General features: G+C 70.9%; 19 protein-coding genes and 1 tRNA gene. 7 read left to right on the plus strand and 13 right to left on the minus strand.

The genetic code is table 11. The annotated features are described in order from the left end of the window. Window positions 1-121: 121 nt before the first annotated feature. Genes ABZZ04_RS01190 through ABZZ04_RS01200 form a run of 3 tightly spaced genes read right to left on the minus strand, consistent with a single transcriptional unit; the run spans window position 122 to window position 3,731 of the window. On the minus strand, window positions 122-1,105 hold the full coding sequence (locus ABZZ04_RS01190; protein WP_356930099.1) for a MerR family transcriptional regulator: 984 nt from the start codon (window positions 1,103-1,105) through the stop codon (window positions 122-124). Beyond that, complete coding sequence (locus tag ABZZ04_RS01195) at window positions 1,102-2,874, minus strand: SDR family oxidoreductase (RefSeq protein WP_356930246.1); 1,773 nt, start codon at window positions 2,872-2,874, stop codon at window positions 1,102-1,104. The genes ABZZ04_RS01190 and ABZZ04_RS01195 overlap by 4 nt, the downstream gene beginning before the upstream one ends. A gap of 5 nt (window positions 2,875-2,879) precedes the next feature. Next, complete coding sequence (locus tag ABZZ04_RS01200; protein WP_356930100.1) at window positions 2,880-3,731, minus strand: M24 family metallopeptidase; 852 nt, start codon at window positions 3,729-3,731, stop codon at window positions 2,880-2,882. A gap of 285 nt (window positions 3,732-4,016) precedes the next feature. Between ABZZ04_RS01200 and ABZZ04_RS01205 the strand changes: the two genes are divergently transcribed. From ABZZ04_RS01205 to ABZZ04_RS01230, 6 genes are all read left to right on the plus strand, one after another. After that, window positions 4,017-5,018 carry an ABC transporter ATP-binding protein gene (locus tag ABZZ04_RS01205; RefSeq protein ID WP_356930247.1) on the plus strand — a complete coding sequence of 334 codons (1,002 nt, stop codon included), beginning with the start codon at window positions 4,017-4,019 and terminating at the stop codon, window positions 5,016-5,018. Beyond that, window positions 5,018-5,926 (plus strand): ABC transporter permease, encoded by a 909-nt coding sequence (locus tag ABZZ04_RS01210; protein ID WP_356930101.1) that lies wholly within the window; start codon window positions 5,018-5,020, stop codon window positions 5,924-5,926. The genes ABZZ04_RS01205 and ABZZ04_RS01210 overlap by 1 nt, the downstream gene beginning before the upstream one ends. Further along, the gene (locus ABZZ04_RS01215) at window positions 5,923-6,834 is read left to right on the plus strand and encodes an ABC transporter ATP-binding protein (protein WP_356930102.1); all 912 of its coding nucleotides are present in this window, start codon (window positions 5,923-5,925) and stop codon (window positions 6,832-6,834) included. The genes ABZZ04_RS01210 and ABZZ04_RS01215 overlap by 4 nt, the downstream gene beginning before the upstream one ends. A 30-nt stretch (window positions 6,835-6,864) precedes the next feature. Beyond that, the gene (locus tag ABZZ04_RS01220; protein ID WP_356930103.1) at window positions 6,865-7,584 is read left to right on the plus strand and encodes an ABC transporter permease; all 720 of its coding nucleotides are present in this window, start codon (window positions 6,865-6,867) and stop codon (window positions 7,582-7,584) included. Window positions 7,585-7,984: 400 nt separating this feature from the next. Next, window positions 7,985-8,683 (plus strand): hypothetical protein, encoded by a 699-nt coding sequence (locus ABZZ04_RS01225; RefSeq protein ID WP_356930248.1) that lies wholly within the window; start codon window positions 7,985-7,987, stop codon window positions 8,681-8,683. 296 nt (window positions 8,684-8,979) lie between these two features. Next, window positions 8,980-9,066 (plus strand) — tRNA-Ser (locus ABZZ04_RS01230). Between the two features lie 127 nt (window positions 9,067-9,193). Here the strand turns inward: ABZZ04_RS01230 and ABZZ04_RS01235 are convergent. From ABZZ04_RS01235 to ABZZ04_RS01275, 9 genes are all read right to left on the minus strand, one after another. Continuing rightward, complete coding sequence (locus ABZZ04_RS01235; RefSeq protein WP_356930104.1) at window positions 9,194-9,991, minus strand: HAD family hydrolase; 798 nt, start codon at window positions 9,989-9,991, stop codon at window positions 9,194-9,196. Continuing rightward, window positions 9,988-11,277, minus strand: coding sequence for a serine--tRNA ligase (gene serS / locus ABZZ04_RS01240; protein WP_356930105.1), 1,290 nt, complete (start codon window positions 11,275-11,277; stop codon window positions 9,988-9,990). The genes ABZZ04_RS01235 and serS overlap by 4 nt, the downstream gene beginning before the upstream one ends. A gap of 681 nt (window positions 11,278-11,958) precedes the next feature. Then, complete coding sequence (pheA, locus tag ABZZ04_RS01245; protein WP_356930106.1) at window positions 11,959-12,894, minus strand: prephenate dehydratase; 936 nt, start codon at window positions 12,892-12,894, stop codon at window positions 11,959-11,961. A 26-nt stretch (window positions 12,895-12,920) separates the two neighbouring features. Next, window positions 12,921-14,180, minus strand: coding sequence for an iron uptake transporter deferrochelatase/peroxidase subunit (gene efeB, locus ABZZ04_RS01250; protein WP_356930249.1), 1,260 nt, complete (start codon window positions 14,178-14,180; stop codon window positions 12,921-12,923). A 192-nt stretch (window positions 14,181-14,372) separates the two neighbouring features. After that, on the minus strand, window positions 14,373-16,349 hold the full coding sequence (locus tag ABZZ04_RS01255) for a copper resistance protein CopC (RefSeq protein WP_356930107.1): 1,977 nt from the start codon (window positions 16,347-16,349) through the stop codon (window positions 14,373-14,375). A 14-nt stretch (window positions 16,350-16,363) separates the two neighbouring features. Further along, entirely contained in the window at window positions 16,364-16,813 is a 450-nt protein-coding gene (locus ABZZ04_RS01260; RefSeq protein WP_356930108.1) for a copper chaperone PCu(A)C, read from the minus strand. Continuing rightward, window positions 16,810-17,463, minus strand: a complete 654-nt coding sequence (locus ABZZ04_RS01265; protein ID WP_356930109.1) for an SCO family protein — start codon at window positions 17,461-17,463, stop codon at window positions 16,810-16,812. Before ABZZ04_RS01265 ends, ABZZ04_RS01260 begins: the two co-directional genes overlap by 4 nt. A gap of 224 nt (window positions 17,464-17,687) precedes the next feature. Further along, window positions 17,688-18,422, minus strand: coding sequence for a YcnI family protein (locus tag ABZZ04_RS01270; protein ID WP_356930110.1), 735 nt, complete (start codon window positions 18,420-18,422; stop codon window positions 17,688-17,690). 165 nt (window positions 18,423-18,587) lie between these two features. Beyond that, entirely contained in the window at window positions 18,588-19,391 is an 804-nt protein-coding gene (locus ABZZ04_RS01275; protein ID WP_356930111.1) for a hypothetical protein, read from the minus strand. A gap of 244 nt (window positions 19,392-19,635) precedes the next feature. Here ABZZ04_RS01275 and ABZZ04_RS01280 point away from each other — a divergent pair, with 244 nt between their 5' ends. Next, a complete protein-coding gene (locus ABZZ04_RS01280) occupies window positions 19,636-20,238 on the plus strand; it encodes an ATP-binding protein (RefSeq protein ID WP_356930112.1) in 603 nt (200 codons plus the stop codon). Between the two features lie 63 nt (window positions 20,239-20,301). On the opposite strand, the gene ABZZ04_RS01285 is transcribed toward ABZZ04_RS01280, so the two are convergent. Continuing rightward, complete coding sequence (locus ABZZ04_RS01285; RefSeq protein ID WP_356930113.1) at window positions 20,302-21,765, minus strand: aminopeptidase P family protein; 1,464 nt, start codon at window positions 21,763-21,765, stop codon at window positions 20,302-20,304. Window positions 21,766-21,794 lie beyond the last annotated feature (29 nt).

Raw genomic sequence — 21,794 nt, forward strand, 5'->3', positions numbered from 1 at the left:
CGGGCGCATCCGAATTTTGTGCACGGTTTGCTCAAGTGATTCCCGTCCACAGGTTTGATCCACAGTCAACTTGAGTTATCCACAGGAGAATTGGCGATTCTGTGGACAAGCGGGTTGAAAATCAACCCATTTGGTCAACTTGTCGGTTTCTTGTGCCTGGTGAGGTCAGTGCGTCCAATGTCCTTGATTGCACCTCGCGTTCCGCGGCGGCTGCGATGAAGGCGGAGACGTTCTGCGCCCCGACGAGCCGCTGCACGGCGCCGATGGTGCCGGGCGGCAGCTCCACCCGGTGCGCTGCCACCGGAGGCTCGTCGGGGGTCAGCGGAGTGTCCGCGCTCAGGTGGTGATGCAGATGGCGGGTCGCGAACAGGCGCATCGCACGCGCCAGTTCGGCGTCCACGGTCTGCTGGGCGAGCGGACGCAGCCTGCGCACCATGGCGGCCGCCTCCGCCGCGTCCGAGTCGGTCGGCGGCCGGTGACCGAGATAGCGCGCGAAGACGTGCTCGGTGGTGAATTCCAGGAAGCGGGAGGCTATGTGCTCGACCTGGCCGCGGAGCTCCCGCAGATGGCCGGAGATCGCGCTCAGCGGCACACCCGCCGCGTACAGCTCCACCGCCACGGCCAGCTCCTGGGGGCTCGGCACCAGGAACTCGTCGTCCTTGCCCGGGATCGGTTCGAGCACGCCGAGGTCCATCGCCTCGACGACCGCCTCGTCGTCCGGAGTCCCGCCGAACCTCTCGTTCAGCTCGGCCCGGGTGATCCGGTCGGCCCGCTCGTCCGTCCACGGGCCGTGCACCTCGGCGACGAGCCCGAGCACCCCGCCCAGTCCCCGGCCCGTGTCCCAGGCGTCCAGGAGCTCCTTGATGCTGGCCAGTGTGTACCCCCGGTCCAGCAGATCGGCGATCTGCCGGAGCCGGGCCAGGTGGGTGTCCCGGTACACATTGGCCCGGCCGCGCCGCTCCGGCGTCGGCAGCAGGCCGCGGTCCTGGTAGGCGCGGATGGTGCGGACGGTGGCCCCGCTCGCGTGGGCCAGGTCCTCGATCCGGTACTCGGCGGCGGCCGGTCGGTCCGCCGCCGCCGGTCCCGGCTGTCCGGGGCCGCTCACAGCGGCGGCTTCAGCCGGGCGATGCCGCGCAGCGCACCGGGACTGAGCCGGGACAGGAGCCGTGCGCCGCGGGCCTCCGGCGTCACCGGAACGACGGCCTGGTTGCGCACCACCGCCTTGAGGATCGCGTCGGCGACCCGCTCCGGCGGGTAGTTGCGGAGCCCGTACAGCCGGCTGGTCCGTTCCCGCAGCCGCTTCTCCTCGGTGGCGTCGGCACCGGCGAAGCGCGCCGTCGCGGTGATGTTCGTGTTGACGATGCCGGGGCAGATGGCGCTGACCCCGATCGACCGGTCGGCGAGCTCGGCCCGCAGGCACTCGCTGAGCATCAGCACGGCCGCCTTGGACGTGCTGTACGCGGGCAGCGCCCGGGAGGGCTGGTAGGCGGCGGCGGAGGCCGTGTTGACGATGTGGCCGCCCTGGCCGCGCTCGGCCATCTGCCGGCCGAAGATCCGGCAGCCGTGGATGACCCCCCACAGATTGACGTCGAGGACGTTCTTCCAGTCCTCGCTCGTGGTGTCCAGGAAGGAGCCGGACAGGCCGATCCCGGCGTTGTTGACCAGGACGTCGACGATGCCGTATTCGGCGGCCACCTTCTCGGCGAGCTTCTCCATCGCCTGCTCGTCGCTGACGTCCACGGCCTCGCCCCAGGCGGCCGGGGAGCCGATCAGCCGGGCCATCTCCGCGGTCCGGGCCGCCCCTTCCGCGTCCCGGTCCACGGCCACCACCCGGGCACCCGCCTCGGCGAACGCGAAGGCGGTGGCGCGGCCGATGCCGCCGGCCGCCCCCGTCACCAGGACCAGCTGCCCGCCGAACCTCTCCGCGTACGCCCCGGACGGCGCGGTGTCCTGCACCGGACGGCCGTCCTCCTTGGCGGCCTCGTTGGCGGCGACGAACTCGTCGATCCAGGAGGCGAGCCGGTCGGGCCTGGTGCGCGGTACCCAGTGCTTGCCGTCGAGCGACCGGCGCACCAACTGCGGAGCCCAAAGCTCCAGTTGGTCGTACAGCTTCTCCGAGAGGAAGACGTCCCCGGTCGGAGTGATCAGCTGGACCGGCACGTGCGCGTAGGCGTCCGTGCGCGGCCGGCTCAGCCGGGTGCGCACGTTGTCCCGGTAGAGCCAGGCGCCGTGCGCCGCGTCATCGGGCAGCGAGGACGTCGGGTAGTCGCCGGCGGGCACCTTCTCCAGCCGCTGGAGCATCCGCGGCCACCGCTTGCCGAGCGGGCCGCGCCAGGCCAGCTCGGGCAGCACCGGGGTGTGCAGCATGTAGACGTACCAGGACTTGGCGCCCTGGCCGAGCAGCTGGCCGACCCGGCGCGGGGTGGGCCGGGACATCCGCTGCTTGATCCAGTGCCCGAAGTGGTCCAGGGAAGGCCCGGACATCGAGGTGAACGAGGCGATCCGTCCCTCGGTCCGCTTGACCGTGACGAACTCCCACGACTGGACCGACCCCCAGTCGTGCCCCACCAGGTGCACCGGACGGTCCGGGCTCACCGCGTCGGCGACGGCCAGGAAGTCGTCGGTGAGCTTCTCCAGGGTGAAGCCGCCGCGCAGCGGCTTCGGCGCCGTGGACCGGCCGTGCCCGCGCACGTCGTACAGCACGACGTGCCACCGGTCGGCCAGCTGCTTCGCCACCTCCGTCCAGACCTCCTTGCTGTCCGGATAGCCGTGCACGAGCACGACCGTCGGCCGCGCCGCGTCCCCCAGCTCGACCACGCACAGCTCGATGCCGCCCGTGCGCACCCGGCGCTCGCGCGCCCCCGGCAGATCCAGCAGGCTCATGCCGCCACCCTTTCCTCGGCCCAGCGCCGCACGTGCGGCAGATCGTCGTCCAGCCAGAAGGCGCTCTGCTCGGGGTCCTTGGAGTCGGTGACCACCAGGATCTCCTCGAACTTGGCCCCCGTACCGCGGAATCCGAGATGGGGCTCGACGGCCCACAGCCCCGGCTGCGGCGGATGATCGGAGAAGCGGTACGGGCTCCACAGCGGCGACCAGCCCTCCCGGTGCCCGTGCAGCGCGTCGCTCAGCAGCCCCTTGAGGGACTGGGTGCCGAAGCCGAACACGTGCGGGGCCCAGCGCCGCTCGACCACCCGGTCGACCTTGTGGGCGATGACGCCGAACGGATACGCGCGATGCCTGTTGGCGTACCCCTGCCGGATCATCAGGCGCTCGACGTCCTCGTAGATCTCGCGCAGCGGACGCCGCTCGCGCACCTCGCGCAGGATCAGCTCGCGATGGTCCTCCAGGTCGGCCAGGAGCCGGTCGTGCAGGGGATTCAGCCCGAGGCAGCCGGAGTAGCCGATGTCCGCGGTGAAGCCCTTGTACACCGGGGCCATGTCGAGGATGAACGGCATCCCCGGCTCCAGCCTCCGGTCGGTCGGGAAGAACTGCAGCGGCACCTTGAACCCGGCGAACGCCGTGCGGTCGCCGAACCAGGCGAAGGGGAGGTGGAACCAGTCCCGCACCCCGCGCTCGCGCAGCCAGTCGCGCTGCATGCGGGCCGCCTCGCGCTCGGTCACCCCCGGCCGCAGCCGGCCGGCGACCGCTTCCGCGCAGGCGTACGCGAGCCGCTGGACTTCTCTGAACCCATCGAGCTCCGGGGCCCGTTGGTCCTTCACTGCCGAGGCCATGCCACCGTCCGTTCCCTGCCGTGTGCGGTACGTGTCCGTAACGTGACACTGATGAATGTGACAATGCTCGGCGGCTACGTCAAGGGGCGCGCGGAGACCTGTGGACAACTCCGGGGGAACGCGGACGGCTCCGGGGGACGACGGGAGGACGCGGCCGACCCCGACCCCCGGCCTCATACCTCGCGGTGCCCCCCTACGGGTCCGTACATCTGGAGTCGGATGCCGATCCAGCCGCCAGGGCTGACGACCGATGTGGCCCGCGCCACTACCTTCGAACACGTGACTGTGATCGCGACCGAAAGTCTGAGCAAGCGGTTCCCCCGGGTGACCGCGCTTGACCGGCTCTCCCTGGACATCGGACCCGGTGTGACCGGCCTGGTGGGTTCCAACGGGGCCGGCAAGTCCACACTGATCAAGATCCTGCTGGGTCTGTCCCCCGCCACCGAGGGCCGGGCCGCGGTGCTCGGGCTCGACGTCGCCACCAGTGGTGCCGCCATCCGGGAACGGGTCGGCTACATGCCCGAGCACGACTGCCTGCCGCCGGACGTCTCGGCCACCGAGTTCGTCGTCCACATGGCGCGGATGTCCGGACTGCCGCCGACGGCGGCGCGCGAGCGCACCGCCGACACGCTGCGCCACGTCGGCCTGTACGAGGAGCGCTACCGCCCCATCGGCGGCTACTCGACCGGCATGAAGCAGCGCGTCAAGCTGGCCCAGGCGCTGGTCCACGACCCGCAGCTGGTCCTGCTGGACGAGCCGACCAACGGCCTGGACCCGGTCGGCCGGGACGAGATGCTCGGGCTGATCCGTCGCGTCCACAGCGACTTCGGCATCTCGGTCCTGGTCACCTCGCACCTCCTGGGCGAACTGGAACGCACCTGCGACCACGTCGTCGTCATCGACGGCGGAACCCTCCTGCGCTCCAGCTCCACCAGCGACTTCACCCAGACCACCACGACCCTCGCGGTCGAGGTCACCGACAGCGACACCCACCCCGACGGCACCGACGCGCTGCGCCGGGCCCTCACCGGCGCGGGCGTGAAGCTGATCGGCCACGACGGCCTCGACGACCGGGGACTGCCCGGCGCGGGCCACATCCTGCTGGTCGAGGCGACCAGCGAGGAGACGTACGACATCGTGCGCGACAGCGTCGCCGGGCTCGGCCTCGGGCTGGTGCGGATGGAGCAGCGGCGCCACCACATCGCCGAGGTCTTCAGCTCCGACGAGACACCGCGGACCGCGCCCACGGCCGCCGACACCACCCGGCAGAAGGGGGAGCGGTCGTGATGAGCACCGAGAACGGCACCACGGCCGGGAGCGAGACCTCCCGCATCCACAACATCGGCTACCGCTCCTACGACGGCCCCCGCCTGGGCCGCGGCTACGCGCGCCGCTCCCTCTACTCGCAGTCCCTGCGGGGCACCTTCGGACTGGGCCGTTCCGCCAAGTCCAAGGTGCTGCCGATGCTGCTGCTCGGCGTGATGTGCATGGTCGCGGCGATCATCGTCGCCGTCGCCATCGCCACCCCGGGGTCGACGGCGCTGCCGATCAAGTACACGGCGTTCGCGATCTACCTCCAGGCCGTCATCGGCCTCTTCCTCGCCGCGCAGGCGCCGCAGTCGGTCTCCAGGGACCTGCGGTTCAGGAGCATTCCGTTGTACTTCTCGCGGCCGATCGAACGCGTCGACTACGTCGTCGCCAAGCTGGCGGCCATGGCGTCCGCGCTCCTCATCATCACCGGGGCACCGCTCGTCATCCTCTACGCGGGCGCCCTGCTGGGGAAGTTCGACTTCGCCGACCAGACCAAGGGATTCGGGCAGGGGATGGTTTCGGTGGCGCTGCTCTCCGTGCTCTTCGCCGCGCTGGGGCTGGTGGTGGCGGCGCTGACGCCGCGCCGCGGCTTCGGCGTCGCGGCGGTGATCGCCGTGCTGACCATCTCCTACGGCGCGGTCTCCGTGGTCCAGGGCATCGCCTGGGAGACGGGTTCCGCGGGGGCCGTCGAATGGCTGGGGCTCTTCTCCCCCATCACGCTCATCAGCGGCCTGCAGAACGCCTTCCTCGGCGCGAGCTCGGCCTTCCCCGGAGGGGAAGACATGGGAGCCGGGGTCGGCATGGTCTATCTGATCGTTGTTCTCGCGCTCGTCGCCGGCTCGTACGCCGTACTGATGCGCCGCTACCGGAAGGTCGGGCTGTGACCACCATCGAGATCGACCACACCTCGCGCTGGTTCGGCAACGTGGTCGCCGTCAACGACGTGAGCATGACGGTGGGTCCGGGCGTCACCGGGCTGCTCGGGCCCAACGGGGCGGGAAAGTCCACGCTGATCAACATGATGGGCGGATTCCTCGCCCCGTCGACCGGCACGGTCACGCTCGACGGCAAACCGATCTGGCGCAACGAGGCGGTCTACGCCGAGATCGGGATCGTGCCGGAGCGGGAGGCGATGTACGACTTCCTGACCGGCCGCGAGTTCGTCGTCGCCAACGCGGAACTGCACGGGCTCGGTGACGCCGAGGCGCAGAGGGCGCTGGCCACGGTCGAGATGGAGTACGCGCAGGACCGCAAGATCTCGACGTACAGCAAGGGCATGCGCCAGCGCGTGAAGATGGCGTCCGCCCTGGTCCACGAACCGTCGGTGCTGCTGCTCGACGAGCCGTTCAACGGCATGGACCCGCGCCAGCGGATGCAGCTGATGGAACTGCTGCGACGCATGGGGGCCGAGGGCCGTACGGTGCTCTTCTCCTCCCACATCCTCGAAGAGGTCGAACAGCTCGCCTCGCACATCGAGGTGATCGTGGCGGGCCGGCACGCGGCGTCCGGCGACTTCCGGAAGATCCGCCGTCTGATGACGGACCGTCCGCACCGCTACCTCGTGCGTTCCAGCGACGACCGGGCCCTGGCCGCCGCGCTGATCGCCGACCCGTCGACGGCCGGCATCGAGGTGGACCTGGGCGAACGGGCCCTGCGTGTCCAGGCGGTCGACTTCGGGCGCTTCACCGAGCTGCTGCCGAGGGTCGCACGTGAGCACGGGATCCGTCTGCTGACCGTTTCGCCGTCCGACGAGTCCCTCGAATCGGTCTTTTCCTATCTCGTAGCGGCCTGAGTAGTGGCCTGAAAGGAGCTGTGAAGCGTCATGTACGACCCCACAGTCGCCCGGCTCACCTACCGGGCCCTGCTCGGCCGGCGCCGGGCCGCCATCCTGTTCGTCCTGCCGGCCCTGCTGCTGGTCATCGCCGGTGCGGTGCGGATGTTCGCCGGGGCCGACGACCAGATCGCCTCGGACGTGCTGGGCGGCTTCGCCATCGCCACGATGGTGCCGCTGATCGGGGTGATCGCCGGGACCGGGGCGATCGGTCCCGAGATCGATGACGGATCGATCGTCTACCTGCTGGCCAAGCCGGTGAAGCGGCCGACGATCATCTGCACCAAGCTGATCGTGGCCATCGCGGTGACCATGGTCTTCTCCGCGGTGCCCACCATGATCGCCGGACTGATCCTCAACGGCAACGGCCAGCAGGTCGCGGTGGCCTACACCATCGCGGCACTGGTCGCCTCGATCGCGTACAGCGCGCTGTTCCTGCTGCTGGGCACCGTCAGCCGGCACGCGGTCGTCTTCGGCCTCGTCTACGCGCTGGTGTGGGAGGCGCTGTTCGGCTCCCTGGTGCCCGGCGCGCGCACGCTCAGCGTCCAGCAGTGGTCCCTCGCGGTCGCCGAGAAGGCCGGCGGCTCGGACGTGATCACCTCGGACGTCGGGTTGGCGACCGGGACGGTCCTGCTGGTGGCGGTCACGGTGGTGGCCACCTGGTACGCGGGCCAGAAGCTGCGCACGCTGAAGCTGGCCGGGGAGGAATGATCGGGGGAGGAGTGACCGGGGGCTGACGGAGCGGGGACGGCGGTCCCTCTCCGGTACGGGGGCTGCGGTCACCGCCGCCCCATCGACCACTCCCTCCCCACCCGTTGTCCCATCCGCCAACCCTCGTCCTCCGGGCGGGGGTTGGCCCGTTTCGGGGCCGATTCGTTTCGGACGGCCGTCGGGCGTACGCGTGACTGTGCGGTTGCCGGTTCGTTGGTCGGGGTGCGTGGAGGCAACTGGAATCCGTGGCGACCTGGCTTTCGTGAAACAAGGGATTGCCGATGCCGGTGCGGGAGAACCCCGCCGGGTCGGTCATTGAGCAGTGGCAACCGTGAGCGTCCTCCACCCTCGGGCCCGGGACAGGGCTGTCCACCGACGTTCACGATTGAAAGGCATGATCATGCCAACGGAAGTCGCCCTGCTCGAATCGCGTGCGCTGCGCGTCGAACAGATGGGGCGTGTCGATGTCCTCGACAAGGTGAAGAGCCTTGTCATGCTCCCGGACGGAATTCATGTTCGCACAGAGGACGTGGCGCGGTACTTCGAAGTATCCACAGAGGTTGTCAAGAAGGTCACCCAGCGGCACCGGGTCGAGGTGTCGGAGAACGGGCTCAAACTTCTGCGTGGCGCTGAGCTGCAGAAATTCCATAGGGACATGTTGTCCCTATGGGGTGATGGAGGGGCTGAAAGTTATCCACAGGCAGCCACTCAACTCACCCTCTACACCCGCCGCACCGTCCTCAACATCGCGATGCTTCTTCGCGACAGCGACATCGCCCGATGCGTGCGTACCTATCTGCTGGACGCCGAGCAGGATCTGCGCGCGGGCTACGCCTCGCTCGAACACCGCGTCACCCGGGTCGAGAGCTGCCTCGCCGGGGTGGGCAGCGCGCTGCAGGAGCTCGGGCCGGTGCTCGACCGGATGTCGCACCGGCTCGACAGCCTCGACCGGAGGCTGGACGCCGCGCATCAGGTCGTCGGGGCCATGGGCGTGCGGCTGGGGCACGTCGCGGAGGGCATCGTCCGCATCGACGGCAGGATGGACGAACTCACCCGCAACCTGAAGGAATTGAACCGGCGACGCGACAAGCGGCGCTGACCGGAGGGGAGTTCGCGGTCCTTCGGCGTCGCGGGGAAAACCGGTGGCGCCGAAGTACCGCGCGGGGCACAGTGGTCGGCACGACACACGCCGATGCGCGGGCACCCGCGCATGCGTGCCACGGACCGGGAGAGGAGCGCGACGATGACCAGGAGTACGAGTCCGTCGAGTTCCCGGCAGGGCGGATCCCCACCGGCACCGAGGTAGCGGAGCGGTCACCCACTGCTCCCCGCGGTGCGGTTCGGGGCGGAACGCCCGGGGCGGCACCGTTCGCGCATCGCGTCGGCCGCCCTCCCGGAGGATTGGCCGAGTGGTAAGGCAGCGGCTTGCTAAGCCGTCGTCGGGGTCTTCGCCCCGCGCGCGTTCGATCCGCGCATCCTCCGCAACAGCAAGGGCCGTCGACAACAGCAGGGGCCGTCGACCGGCGGCCGACGGGTGGGAGCGTTCGCACCCCCACCCGCACGGCTTTGCCCGGCCGGACGGGCCCCGGCACGACCCGGACGGGAGGTCCTAGAGCAGCCGCTCCAGGACCACGGCGATGCCGTCGTCCTCGTTGGACGCGGTGACCTCCTGGGCCACGGCCTTCAGGTCCTCGTGAGCGTTGGCCATCGCCACGCCCCGCCGCGCCCAGGCGAACATCGGGATGTCGTTCGGCATGTCGCCGAAGGCCAGGGTGTCCACGGCCTTCACGCCCAGCCGGCGCGCGGCCAGCGAGAGACCGGTCGCCTTGCTCAGCCCCAGCGGGAGGATCTCCACCACGCCGGGACCGGCCATGACCACGTCCACCAGGTTGCCGACGGCCGCGCGGGCGGCCTTCGCCAGCGCGTCGTCGTCGAGGTCGGGATGCTGTATGTAGACCTTGTTCAGGGGGGCGGACCACATCTCGGCGGGGTCGTCCACGAAGACAGCGGGAAGCGGTCCGTCCTGCACGCGGTAACCGGGGCCGACCAGCACCTCGCCGTCGAGCCCGTCACGGCTCGCCGCCAGCGCCAGCGGCCCGACCTCGGCCTCGACCTTGGACAGCGCGAGACCGGCGAGCTGCCGGTCCAGCGTCAGCGAGGTCAGCAGCCTGCGCTCGCCCGCGTGGTAGACCTGGGCGCCCTGGCCGCAGACCGCGAGCCCCTCGTACCCCAGGTCATCCAGGATGTGCCGGGTCCAGGGGACCGCGCGGCCGGTGACGACGATGTGCGCGGCACCGGCCGCGGTGACCGCGGCCAGCGCCGCGCGGGTGCGCTCGGAGACCGTTTCGTCGCCGCGCAGCAGAGTGCCGTCGAGATCGGTCGCGACGAGCTTGTACGGGAAGGTCACCGGTCGACCGGCTCCAGGACCTCGCGCCCGCCCAGGTAGGGCCGGAGCACCTCGGGCACCCGCACCGAACCGTCGGCCAGCTGGTGGTTCTCCAGGATCGCCACGATCGTGCGCGGGACGGCGCAGAGCGTCCCGTTCAGCGTGGACAGCGGCTGGAGGACCTTCTTGCCGTCCTGGGTGCTGCGCATCCGGACGGACAGGCGACGGGCCTGGAAACCGTTGCAGTTCGACGCGGACGTCAGCTCGCGGTACTTGCCCTGCGTCGGGATCCACGCCTCGCAGTCGAACTTCCGGGCGGCCGAGGCCCCCAGGTCGCCGGTGGCCACGTCGATCACCTGGAAGGGCAGCTCAAGGGCGGTGAGCCACTGCTTCTCCCACTCCAGGAGCCTGCGGTGCTCCGCCTCGGCGTCCGCCGGGTCGACGTACGAGAACATCTCGACCTTGTCGAACTGGTGGACGCGGAAGATGCCCCGGGTGTCCTTGCCGTACGTGCCGGCCTCGCGCCGGTAGCAGGGCGAGAAGCCGGCGTACCGCAGCGGCAGCTTCTCGGCGTCGATGATCTCGTCCATGTGGTACGCGGCGAGCGGGACCTCGGAGGTGCCGACCAGGTAGAAGTCGTCCTTCTCCAGGTGGTACACGTTCTCCGCGGCCTGGCCGAGGAAGCCGGTGCCCTCCATGGCGCGCGGACGGACCAGCGCCGGGGTCAGCATCGGGACGAAGCCGGCCTCGGTGGCCTGCGCGATCGCCGCGTTGACGAGGGCGAGCTCCAGCAGCGCGCCGACACCCGTCAGGTAGTAGAAGCGCGAACCGGAGACCTTGGCGCCCCGCTCCATGTCGATGGCGCCGAGCTTCTCGCCGAGCTCCAGGTGGTCCTTGGGCTCGAAGCCCTCGGCCCCGAAGTCACGGATCGTGCCGTGCGTCTCCAGGACGACGAAGTCCTCCTCGCCACCCACCGGCACGTCCTCGTGGACGATGTTGCCGATCTGCAGCATCAGGCGCTTGGCGTCGGCATCGGCCTCGGTCTGGGCCGCGTCGGCGGCCTTGACCTCGGTCTTCAGCTGTTCGGCCCGCTTGAGCAGCTCGGTGCGCTCCTCGGGCGATGCCTTGGGGATGAGTTTGCCGAGCGACTTCTGCTCGGAGCGGAGTTCGTCGAAGCGGACACCGGACGACCTGCGCCGCTCGTCGGCGGAGAGAAGGGCGTCGACGAGGCCGACGTCCTCTCCACGGGCGCGCTGGGAGGCGCGAACACGGTCGGGGTCCTCACGGAGCAGGCGAAGGTCAATCACCCCTCCAGGCTACCGGTGCGCACTTCCCCAGCTCGAACCGATATTGCCGAGCGTGTCACTTTGCCCTAATTGACCGAATTGGTAATTCTGGAGCGAATTGCGCGACTGGTGTCGATCTTGCCCGTCAATGAAAAGAGCGCATTCATCTGAAGGGGGCGGAAGTTGCGTGCGCCTTGACGTATCGCCCTTGTGAAGAGGGGGAGTTGGCCGCCGGTTGTCCACAGGTGCTGAGGTTTTCGAAAGTTATCCACAGGCTGTGCAGGTGATCTGTGGAAGTCGGAATGATTCATTCCGGAAAGGCTGTGGCGGCTCGCAGATTTTCCGTTCAAACCCGCCTCATACGCTCGTTCGGGTGGGAATTCTCCGTATTGGAGGGTCGATCGGCGGGGTGAGGTGGCGGTGGGGAGTCGGGATGGGGTGTTGGCCTGTGGACGGATCTGGGGCGACTGGAGTGATATGTCGACCATGTCGGGTTGGAGTGTCGACTTGTCCCCAGGTCGAGAACCGCTCCTGTGGATAACTCTGTGGATTGTGAAAAGCGGTTCATAGTATCGATGTCGAGGGCGTGTGGAGACGCGCTGCAAGGGCTGCCGGTCCAGCCCTGTCAGCCCTGTCAGCCCTGCCGATCCCGCGAGTTCGGTCCCGTCGGTCCCGTCAGCCCCGTCGGTCCTGCAAGCCCCGTCAGCCCCGGCCGTCCATGTTCCGGGCCAGCCAGTCGGAGGCGTCCGTGAACTCCGCGTCCGACGTACCGGCCCGCAGCGGCCGTACGTCTTCCTGGGCCACCCCCGCCCGCGGATACGACCCCAGGAACCGCACCTTCGGGCAGATCCGCTTCAGTCCCATCAGCGCCTCGCCGACCCTGCGGTCCGCGATGTGCCCCTCCGCGTCCACCGCGAAGCAGTAGTTCCCGATGCCGGCCCCCGTCGGCCGCGACTGGATCAGCATCAGGTTCACCCCGCGCACGGTGAACTCCTGGAGCAGTTCGAGCAGCGCGCCGGGGTGGTCCTCGCCCAGCCAGATGACCACCGACGTCTTGTCCGCGCCCGTCGGCGCCGCCGGCCGGGCCGGACGGCCGACCAGGACGAAGCGGGTCTGCGCGTTCGCCGCGTCGTGGATCTCCGTCACCAGCGGTTCGAGCCCGTAGGTCGCCGCCGCGAACTCACCGGCGAAGGCGGCGTCGTACCGGCCCTCCTGCACCAGCCGGGCACCGTCCGCGTTGGAGGCCGCCGACTCCCACACGGCCTCCGGGAGGTGGGCGGCCATCCAGTTGCGCACCTGCGGCTGTGCGGCCGGGTGCGCGGTGACCGTCTTGATGTCGGACAGCTGGGTGCCGGGCCGCACCAGCAGCGCGAAGGTGATGGAGAGCAGCACCTCGCGGTAGATCATCAGCGGTTCGCCGCTGGTCAGCTCGTCGAGCGTCGCGGTGATGCCGCCCTCGACGGAGTTCTCGATCGGTACGAGCGCCGCCGCGGCGGCACCGCTGCGCACCGCGTCCAGGGCCGCCGGGACCGAGACCATCGGGACGAGTTCGCGGGTGGCGGCTTCCGGGAGCGTACGGAGGGCGACCTCGGTGAAGGTGCCCTCGGGGCCGAGATAGGCGTAGCGCGTGGCGGACATACGGTCACCCTAATGCGCCCGTCGGCTCAGGACTCCAGGAGCCGTTGCCCCACGTACTCGCCGTCCGCCGCACCCCCCGGCACCGCGAACAGGCCGCTGGCCTCGTGCCGGATGAACGGCGAGAGGGCATCGCCCCGGTCCAGTTTCCGCTGCACCGGGACGAACCCGCGCAGCGGATCCGCCTGCCAGCAGATGAACAGCAGCCCGGCGTCCGGAACACCGTCGGACGAGATGCCGTCGTGGTACGAGAAGGGGCGCCGCAGCATGGCCGCGCCGCTGTTCTTCTCGGGGGAGGAGATCCGGGCGTGGGCGTTGTCCGGGATCAGGAGCTTGCCGTCGGGGCCCGCCTTGTCGAGCTCCATCGGGGTGGTCTCGGTGCCGCCGCTCAGCGGGGCGCCGTCCTTCTTCCGGCGCCCTATGACCTGCTCCTGGCGCTGCACCGGGAGCTTCTCCCAGTCGTCGAGCAGCATCCTGATCCGGCGCACCACCGCGTACGAGCCGCCCGCGAGCCAGTCGTACTTCGCGTCGGTCCCGCCGGGGACGAAGACGCGTCGGTCGAAGTCGCTCTCGGTCGGCTTCGGGTTGCCGGTGCCGTCGATCTGGCCCATCAGGTTGCGGGCGGTCATCGGCCGGGCGGTGGCGCCGGGTGCGCGGTTGAAGCCGTTCATCTGCCAGCGGACCCGGGCGGCGGGGGCGGCCTCCTTCTGCACGGCGCGCAGCGCGTGGAAGGCGACGAGCGCGTCGTCGGCGCCGATCTGGACCCAGAGGTCGCCCTCGGAGCGCTTGGCGTCGATGCGGTCGGAGGAGAAGGGCGGCAGCGGGTCGAGCCCCGGCGGCCGACGGTCGGCCAGGTCCGTCCGTTCGAAGAAGGTACGGCCGAAGCCGAAGGTGACGGTCAGCGAGGACGGTCCGGCGTCCAGCGCGATCCCGGTGTCATGGGTGGCGCCCTCCGCCGCGCCTCCGGCGGGCTCGCCCGCCATCAGCCGCCGGGCCGTGTCCGACCAGCGGCGCATCAGGGCGATCGCTTCCTTCCGCCCGGCCCCCGGGACCAGGTCGAAGGCGACGAGATGGCCACGCGCCTGAAGCGGAGTGGTGATCCCCGGTTGATGTTTCCCGTGAAACATCACCTCGGTGGAGCCGACCGAGGTCAGCGCGGTCGGCTCGTCGGGCCTGGTCGCGGCGTAGCCCGTCGCACCGCCCGCCGCGCCCAGCACGAGCCCGGTCGCCCCGGCCGCGCCCGCGCTGCCGAGCAGCCGCCGCCGGGAGACGGTGCCTCCACCGCGCACCCCGGCGCCCCCGCCCGAGCCCGAGCCCCCGCCGCTGTCCGGGCGCCCGCTGCCGCTGCCCCGGCCGACGGCGTTCCCGGCCGCGCGTCCGTCATCCACGCGTCTGTCATCCGTACGGCTGCCGTCCGCGCGGCCGGCCGGGATCTTCCTGCTGCTTCCGCTGTTCCTGCTGCTCTTGTTCACGATCCCTGCTCAGCCGATCTTCACGTTCTTGTCGACGGTCGTCTGATCGATGTCCGACGTACGGACGGTCACCGAGACCTTCCAGTCGCCCGCCATCGGGATCTGGACGCCGCTCGCGGTCCAGTGCCCCTCGGCGATCCGGTCGGGAAGGACGGGGAGCGGGCCGATGTCCTTGGCCTTCAGGGTGAAGGCGACCTTCAGTTCGGGGACGTCCATGGGCTTCTTGTCGGTGCCGTCGATCCAGATGTGGAGTTCGTTGGCGCCGGTGCGGGCGGGGTCGATGTCCATCCGCACCGTTCCCTTGCCGTTCTCGCCGCCGGTGTCGAAGGGCAGCGTCAGGTTGACCGGGCCCTCGGACGCCGGGGCCGCCGCCGTCGTGGACGCGCGGGCCTCCTCCTCCGTACGGGCGGGCTCGGTCGAGGTCAGCACGGTCGTCACCGCCAGCAGCGCCACCGCGACCCCTACTTCCGCCAGCACCGAACGCCGGAGCCCGGACCGCTCCGGATCGGCGTCGCGGATCCGCTTCTTCCGGGCGGTGGTCACCGCGGCCCGCTGCCGGGCGAGCTGGGCGGCCCGTACGGGGTCCTCCGCACCGTCCGCCGCAGGGCGGCCCGAGCCCCCGGCCGCCGCGACGTCCCCGTTCCCGTCCGACTCGTCCCGATCCGCCCCGGCCTCATCGGCCCCGGCCCCGGCCGCTTCCGGTCCGTTCGTGATCAGCCGCGCCGTCCAGCGCCGTGAGAACCAGGCGATCGCGACGAGGGCACCGACCAGTCCCACCTTCACGAGCAGCAGCTGCCCGTACGCGGTGCCGGTGAGGGCGGACCAGGTGCCGACCTGGCGCCAGGACTGGTAGATCCCGGTCGCGGTGAGCACGAGCACGCTGCCGAACGCGACGCGGGAGAAGCGCCGTACGGCCGTCGCGTCGATGTCGGGGGTCCGGTGGAGCGCCACCAGCAGGGCGACGAGACCGCCCAGCCAGGCGGCGACGGCCAGCAGGTGGAGCACGTCGACCGGCATGGCGATGCCGGGCTGGAGGCCGGCCGAGGCGTGCTCGGCGAGCGCCCAGGTCCCGGCGATGCCCGCCGCGATCACCGTGCCGCCGATGGCCAGCCCGAAGGTGAGGTCCTTCTTCTCGCGTTCGTCCTCGCGCTTCGCGTACGCCCCGAACAGCACGGCGACGAAGAGCGCGGAGGCGCCGAGCAGCAGCAGCCGGGAGACGAGCGCCGCGCCGGGCTTGGTGTCGAGCACGGCCTTCAGCCCGTCGAGGTCGAAGGCGTCCGCGAGCTTCCCGGAACCGGTGTACGGGCTGCGCAGGAGCAGCATGACCAGGGTGGAGACGGTGAGGGTCAGCCAGCCGTGCGCGACCAGACGCTGCAGGGGACGCGCACCCGCCCCGCGCCGCCAGCAGGCGAGCACGAAGGCGGAGCCGCCGGCCAGCAGGACGAAACCGGCGTACGCGGCGTAGCGTGCGATGCCGTAGAGGACGCCGACGACGCCGCCCCCGGCCCGGTCGGCCGGGAGCGCGACGGTGGTCTTCGAGGGCGCCCCGACGGAGAAGGTGAAGGCGCCGGACACGGGGTGGCTGTCCGCGGACACGGCCTGCCAGGCGACGGTGTACGTGCCGTCGGGCAGTCCGGTGCGCAGCGGGACGCCGTACTTCACGACGGAGCCGTTCCCCAGGTCACGGGGTGCGGTGCCGGTGTCGGCGCGCTTGCCGTCGGGGTCCAGGATCCGGATGGAGTCGTCGCCGAGGGCGACCTGCTCGGAGAAGGTGAGCGTGACCTCCTTGGGAGCGGTGGCGACCACCGCCCCGTCCTGCGGGTCGCTCCCGGTGAGCGCGGCGTGCGCGGACACCGGGCCTGCGCCGCCCAGCAGCAGGGCGATCACCGCGCCGACGAGGGCGACGAGGAGCGCGGCCGCGGCGAGCGGGCGGCGTACGGCGGGAGCGGACGGGGAAGGCCCGAAGCGCGGGGCGGTGGCTGTCATGGCGAGTCAGTCCCTCACTGCTTCTTCGGGTTGTAGGTGGTCTCCTTCACGGGAAGGTCGACCTTGATCGGGTCGGCCTTCTCGAAGTGCAGCTCTATGGACACCTTCTCGCCCTGCTCGGGCCGCTGCTTGAGCTTCATGAACATGATGTGGTTCCCGCCGCGTTCCAGGTCCAGTTCGCCGCCCGCGGGCACCTCGAAGGACGTCACCATGCGCATGGCCTGGTTCTTCGTCTCGTGGATCGTGACGTCGTCCGAGAGCGGGCTGGTGACGGAGGTGAGCCGGTCGGACGTCCCGCCGTCGTTCTTCACGACGAGGAAGCCGGCCGCCATGTCGCCGACGGGCTGCGGCATGAACGCGCCGGTCACCTTCAGCCGGGGCTCGCTGTCCGATGTGGAGCATCCCGCCAGCGCCAGCCCGGTGGCGAGGGCGACGACGCCGGCGAGGGCGGTGCGGCGGTTCACGGGGTCTCCCCCTCGACGATCTTGGGGAGGTCCTTGGTGTAGTCGTCGGGCGAGGTGTCCTCGCTGTAGACGAGGTAGCCCTTGTCGGTCTTCGGGGAGAAGGCGATGACCTGGGAGCCGTGCATCGAGACGACGGTGCCGTCCTTCTCCTTCTTCGGCGCGTCGATGCCGATGCCGATCTGGCGGGCGCCCGCCTGGATGGCGGGGAACTCGCCGGTGAGGCCGATGAAGGAGGGGTCCTGGGCCTTGAGCCAGCTGCCGAGCGAGGACGGGGTGTCCCGCTCGGGGTCGGTGGTCACGAAGACGACCCGGAGGTCGTCCTGGTCGGCCTTGGGCAGCGCCTTCTTGGCGATGGCGATGTTGCTCATGATCAGCGGGCAGACGTCGGGGCAGTTGGTGTAGCCGAAGTAGATCAGCGTCGGCTTGCCCTTGGTCTGCTCACGGAGGTCGTACTTCTTGCCGTGGGTGTCGGTGAGGACGAGGTCCGGCTTGGTGAACGGCTGGTCGAGGACGGTCGCGGCCTTGGTCTTCGGCTGGACCGACACGTCGGCGATGGGCTTCTCGGCACCGTCGTCGCTGCTGCCGCAGGCGGACAGGGTGAGCGCGGCCGCGGTGACGAACGCCGCGGCCAGCATCGTTTTCTTACGCATGGGGCTACGCATGGAGCACTGTTTCCTGAGGGTCGGTGGGACGGGTGGGGCTCCGGGGCGTCCGGAACCCCGGCTGATGCGGGGTTCCGGACGGATCAGGACTCCGGACGGGACTGTGGACGGGGTGGGGGCTCCGGCTGCGCGGAGCCCCGGACCAGGAGGTGCGGGCCCTGACCGGGCCGTACGGGCCCGAGCCGGGCCCGTACGGCCCTCCGGATTCCGGATCAGGCGTTGCGGCGGCGGCCGGCGAGGACGCCGAAGGCCACCCCGGCGATGCCGATGACGATGCCGACGATGCCGAGGACACGGGCCGTGGTGTCGCCGGAGGACGTGTCCGGGGCGGCCGCGGTCTTCTTGTCGGCCGCCGGGTCGGTGTTCTTGGAGTCGGCGGACGCGCCGTGCCCGCCGTCGGCCGCCTCGGCCAGCGCGAGGACGGGAGCCGGGCTCTCGGGCTCGTCGGCGCCCTCCTTCGGCTCCTCGATCCAGCGGACGACCTCCTTGTTGTCGTACGTCTGGATGGCCTTGAACACCAGCCGGTCGGAGTCCTCGGGGAGCTGGCCGAGGGAGAGCGGGAACTGCTGGAAGGCGCCGGGGCGGATGCCGCGCTCGTCCTTGTCGCCCTCGGCGGTCCAGGTGACCTTGGAGACGGCCTCGTTGATCTTCCGGCCGTGCATCTCCAGTGGCTCGGCCAGCTTGCTCCTGGTGACCTCGACGTTCCAGCCGGGCACGGCCTGCGGCATGACGGAGGCCAGCGGGTGGTCGGTCGGGAAGTTGACCTCGACCTTGACCGTCGAGGCGTCGTCGCGCTCGTTGGGGACCTTGAAGTTGACGGTGGCGTAGCCGCCCTTGGCGGCCTCGCCCTCCGGCTGCACGCTGACGTGCGCGGAGGCCGTACCGGCGAGGACGAGGACGGCGGAGGCGGCGATGCCACCGGCGAGGGCGATGCGGGAAACGTTCATGACAGGGATCACTCCACGGAAGCACGGGGGAAAGGTGGCCCGGCGCGCGGGTGCGCGACGGCATCGCGACACCTCTTCCCCGGGTACGGCGTGCGCACTGATGACCGGTACGGCGCGGAGAGGTCCGTGCCCCGGGGCGTGCGTACGCCGGCGGTGGGTGTCGCGTCAGGCTGCGAGCGCGTACGCGGGAGGCGGTCCGCGCCTGATCACCAGGTGCTGCAGGGGGTCCCCGGAGGCGAGTGCCGGGGAGTCGGCCGCGGTACGGGCGACGCGCGGCCCGGTCGTCGGGCCTCCGGGAAGCCCGGCGCGCAGGGCGTTGACCAGGGCGAGCGCGGTGCGCAGGGCGCGCAGCCGGGCCCCGGCCGCGATCTGCTGGGCGCCGTGCGCGGACAGCCGGACCAGCCGGAACAGGGCGATCTCGCCGCGTCGCAGCAGCCAGCCCGTGACGGTGGCGGCCAGCAGGTGGCCGAGCAGCATGGGCAGGCTGGGCAGCAGCGCGGCGAGGCCGGCCGCCTGCGTGCCGGACGCGGAGGCCAGGTGCTGCTGGCCGTCGCCCGTCACCGCCGCCGGGTCGATGCCCGCGGTGGTGACGATGCGGTGGGCTGCGGCGGCGTTCAGCCGGTCCGGGCCCGCCCCGCACACGAGGCTCGCCGCGAACCGGATCAACGCGTCGTCGCCCGCCGCGGTGTGCGCAGGGGCGCTGTGCGTGCCCACGCCGAAGAGGGTGTGCAGGGCGATCTGCCCGCCGGCCAGCGCGGTGGCGATGGCCGGCAGCGAACGCTCGCGTCCGGCGAGCGGCACCGTCAGCGCGAGGATTCCCAGGAACCCGGCGAGCAGCGTCCACCAGGGGACGGCCGCGTACGAGGCGAGGGAGTGGCCTGCCGCGGACAGCGCGACACAGACCGCGGTGAACACCGCGGCCCTCAGGAGCCGCAGACCGGCTCCGGCGCGTGCGACAGGCATAGACATGGCGCAGCCATCATCGCACCGGGCCCCGTGCCCGGGAACGGCAGGTCCGGAAGGTCGCCCCGGTTCGGCCGGATCCGTACCGACCCGCGCCCCGGACCCGTACCGGACCCGCCCCGGCATACACGGGCGCGTGGAGCACGGCCATCCGCCGAATGAGCGGTCTCACATCCGGTCCGTGCTTACGAACGGTGCGGTGCGGCAATACAGGTATCGGTATGTCGAGCCGCGGCCAGGAGGCTGGAGCATGAGCATCTGGTGGTCCCTCCATCTGCGGCGTGAGGCCGCGAGCGTTCCGCTCGCCCGCCGCTTCCTGCTGGGGACGATGGAGACCGCGGGGGTGGACCCGGACATCTCCTTCGATCTTTCGCTCGCGCTCAGCGAGGCCTGTGCGAACGCCGTCGAGCACGGCGGCGACCACCGGGACGCCGAGGACCGGGAGAGCAGGGAGGGCCGGGGCGTCGCCCTCGACCCGTGGGACGCGTGGGACGAGCTGCCCGGATCGGCCTCCGGGCAGTACCGGGTCACCGCTTATCTGGACGGCGAGAAGTGCCGCATCGAGGTCGCCGACTCGGGCCCCGGCTTCCCCGCCCGGCAGCCGTCCGGCACGTCCGCGGAGCGGAACGGGCCGCAGCCGTACGAGGCGCAGGGATGCGAACCGTACGAGGCGCAGCCGCGCGGGTTCTCCCCGCAGTACCCGTCGCTCAGTGCCGAGGACGGGCGGGGCCTGTGTCTGATCGAGCAGCTCGCCGACCACGTCCACTTCGGCAACCGCCCCGGCCGCGGTGCCGTCGTCAGCTTCGACAAGGTCCTGAAATGGCGGAAGGACGCCCTGCTCATGGTGTCCTGAGCAAAGCGTCCTTCCCCGGAACTCTCCTGGAGCTTCCCCGGTCCTCGCCGGACCGGTCCGGGATCAGCCCTTCAGGCCGGCCATCCACGCCTCGACCTCGTCGGCCCGGCGCGGCAGCTTGTCGGAGAGGTTCCGGTTGCCGTCCTCGGTGACGAGGATGTCGTCCTCGATCCGGACACCGATGCCCCGGTACTCCTCCGGCACGGTCAGGTCGTCGGCCTGGAAGTACAGACCGGGCTCGACGGTGAGGCAGACGCCGGGCTCCAGCGTGCTGTTCACATACGTCTCGGTGCGGGCGGCGGCGCAGTCGTGGACGTCCATGCCGAGCATGTGACCGGTGCCGTGCAGCGTCCAGCGGCGCTGCAGGCCCAGCTCCAGGACCTTGTCCACGGACAGGTCGCCCAGCAGGCCCCACTCGACGAGCTTCTCGGCGAGGACCCGCTGCGCGGCGTCGTGGAAGTCGCGGTAGTCGGCGCCGGGCCTGACGGCCGCGATGCCCGCCTCCTGGGCCTCGTACACCGCGTCGTAGATCTTCCGCTGGAGCGGGGTGAACGTGCCGTTGATCGGGAGGGTGCGGGTCACGTCGGCGGTGTAGAGGTCGTTGGTCTCCACACCGGCGTCGAGCAGCAGCAGCTCGCCGGAGCGCACCGGGCCGTCGTTGCGCACCCAGTGCAGGGTGGTGGCGTGCGGGCCGGCGGCGCAGATCGAGCCGTAGCCGATGTCGTTGCCCTCGATGCGGGCGCGCAGGAAGAAGGTGCCCTCGATGTAGCGCTCGCTCGTCGCCTCGGCCTTGTCGAGGACCTTCACGACGTCCTCGAAGCCGCGCGCGGTGGCGTCGCACGCCTTCTGCAGCTCGGCGATCTCGAACTCGTCCTTGACCAGCCGGGCCTCGGAGAGGAAGACGCGCAGCTCCTCGTCGCGCTCCGCGGTGACCTTGTCGGTCAGCGCGGCCTCGATGCCGGCGTCGTGGCCGCGGACGTTGCGGACCGGGCCGGTGGCCTCGGTCAGCGCGGCCGGGAGCTCGCGCACGTCCTTCGCCGGGATGCCCAGCAGCTGCTCGGCCTCGGTGAGGGAGTGGCGCCGGCCGACCCACAGCTCGCCCTGGCCGTCGAGCCAGAACTCGCCGTTCTCGCGGTTGGAGCGCGGCAGCAGGTGGATGGTGGCCTCGTGGCCGTCCGCGGTCGGCTCCAGGACGAGGACGCCGTCCTGGGTCTGGTCGCCGGTGAGGTACGCGTACTCGGTGGAGGCGCGGAAGGCGTACTCGGTGTCATTGGAGCGGGTCCTCAGGTTGCCCGCGGGGATGACCAGGCGCTCGCCGGGGAAACGCGCGGAGAGCGCGGCGCGGCGGGCGGCCGTGTGGGCGGCCTGGGCGATCGGTTCGAGGCCGTGGAGTTCGGTGTCGGCCCAACCGGACTTCATGTTCGCGGCGAGTTCGTCGGAGACGCCCGGGTACAGGCCGTTCTTCCGCTGCTTGACAGCCTGCTCTTCTTCGGTCTCCGGGTTCTCCGGGGTGAGCTCCTCAGCCACGACTTGTCTCTCCTTGATACGACACTGGA

The organism is Streptomyces sp. NPDC006435 (assembly GCF_040612315.1).
Lineage (GTDB): Bacteria > Actinomycetota > Actinomycetes > Streptomycetales > Streptomycetaceae > Streptomyces.

What these genes read in the sequence shown, in the direction of transcription:
- ABZZ04_RS01200 (WP_356930100.1), bottom strand. Translation starts at nt 3,731, where the DNA reads ATGGCCTCGGCAGTGAAGGACCAACGGGCCCCGGAGCTCGATGGGTTC.
- ABZZ04_RS01210 (WP_356930101.1), top strand. Translation starts at nt 5,018, where the DNA reads ATGAGCACCGAGAACGGCACCACGGCCGGGAGCGAGACCTCCCGCATC.
- ABZZ04_RS01220 (WP_356930103.1), top strand. Translation starts at nt 6,865, where the DNA reads ATGTACGACCCCACAGTCGCCCGGCTCACCTACCGGGCCCTGCTCGGC.
- ABZZ04_RS01225 (WP_356930248.1), top strand. Translation starts at nt 7,985, where the DNA reads ATGCCAACGGAAGTCGCCCTGCTCGAATCGCGTGCGCTGCGCGTCGAA.
- pheA (WP_356930106.1), bottom strand. Translation starts at nt 12,894, where the DNA reads ATGTCCGCCACGCGCTACGCCTATCTCGGCCCCGAGGGCACCTTCACC.
- ABZZ04_RS01255 (WP_356930107.1), bottom strand. Translation starts at nt 16,349, where the DNA reads ATGACAGCCACCGCCCCGCGCTTCGGGCCTTCCCCGTCCGCTCCCGCC.
- ABZZ04_RS01265 (WP_356930109.1), bottom strand. Translation starts at nt 17,463, where the DNA reads ATGCGTAAGAAAACGATGCTGGCCGCGGCGTTCGTCACCGCGGCCGCG.
- ABZZ04_RS01270 (WP_356930110.1), bottom strand. Translation starts at nt 18,422, where the DNA reads ATGAACGTTTCCCGCATCGCCCTCGCCGGTGGCATCGCCGCCTCCGCC.
- ABZZ04_RS01275 (WP_356930111.1), bottom strand. Translation starts at nt 19,391, where the DNA reads ATGTCTATGCCTGTCGCACGCGCCGGAGCCGGTCTGCGGCTCCTGAGG.
- ABZZ04_RS01280 (WP_356930112.1), top strand. Translation starts at nt 19,636, where the DNA reads ATGAGCATCTGGTGGTCCCTCCATCTGCGGCGTGAGGCCGCGAGCGTT.